This is a genomic window from Streptomyces sp. NPDC016469 (assembly GCF_040632905.1).
Lineage (GTDB): Bacteria > Actinomycetota > Actinomycetes > Streptomycetales > Streptomycetaceae > Streptomyces.
In genome coordinates, this window is record NZ_JBEYCQ010000133.1 from 1 (window position 1) to 1,047 (window position 1,047).

1 protein-coding gene is annotated in these 1,047 nt (G+C 67.8%); it reads right to left on the reverse strand.

The features are described from left to right. Window positions 1-1,047: M1 family aminopeptidase (locus ABZ565_RS35780; protein ID WP_361036492.1), on the reverse strand; the 1,047-nt coding region annotated here is incomplete at both ends.

Genomic DNA, 1,047 nt, shown 5'->3' on the forward strand with positions numbered 1-1,047 from the left:
CTCGGTGAAGTCGCCCAGGTGCTCGGTGACGACCCGCAGCGACTCCTCGTCCAAGCGGACCTTCGCGTACGACAGGTCGTCGTCGTTGAGCAGGATGACGGCCGGGCGCGCGGTGCCGGCCGGGAACGGCACGGTGGTGCGCTCCCCGTCGACGTCCAGCTCGATCCGGTCCGTCCGCACCAGCTTGCCGGCCCCGTCGAGGCCGTAGCAGCCGATGGCGATCCGGTGCGGACGCAGCGTCGGCTCGCCCTTCGCGCCGGCGGGCAGCGAGGGCGCCTCCTGGAGCACGGTGAACGAGGTGACGTGACCGTTCTCGTCGGTCTCGATCTCCGGGCGCAGGATGTTGATCCCGGCCGTCTCCAGCCACGCCTTCGACCAGGTCTTCAGGTCGCGGCCGGAGGTCTCCTCCAGCGCGCCCAGCAGGTCGGTCAGCCGCGTGTTGCCGAAGGCGTGCGCCTTGAAGTACGCCTGGACGCCCTTGAAGAACTCGTCCATGCCGACGTACGCCACCAGCTGCTTCAGGACCGAGGCGCCCTTGGCGTACGTGATGCCGTCGAAGTTGACCAGGACGTCGTCCAGGTCGCGGATGTCGGCCATGATCGGGTGGGTCGAGGGCAGCTGGTCCTGCCGGTAGGCCCACGTCTTCATGGAGTTGGCGAACGTGGTCCAGGAGTGCGGCCACCCCGAGCCCTCGGCGTACGCCAGGCAGGCGATCGAGGTGTACGTGGCGAACGACTCGTTCAGCCAGAGGTCGTTCCACCACTCCATCGTGACGAGGTCGCCGAACCACATGTGGGCCAGCTCGTGCAGGATGGTCTCGGCGCGCGTCTCGTACGCCGCGTCCGTCACCTTGGACCGGAAGACGTACTGGTCGCGGATGGTGACCGCGCCCGCGTTCTCCATCGCACCCGCGTTGAACTCCGGCACGAAGAGCTGGTCGTACTTGGCGAACGGGTACGCGTAGTCGAACTTCTCCTGGAACCAGTCGAAGCCCATCCGGGTCACGTCGAAGATCGCGTCCGCGTCCAGGTACTCGGCCAGCGAGGG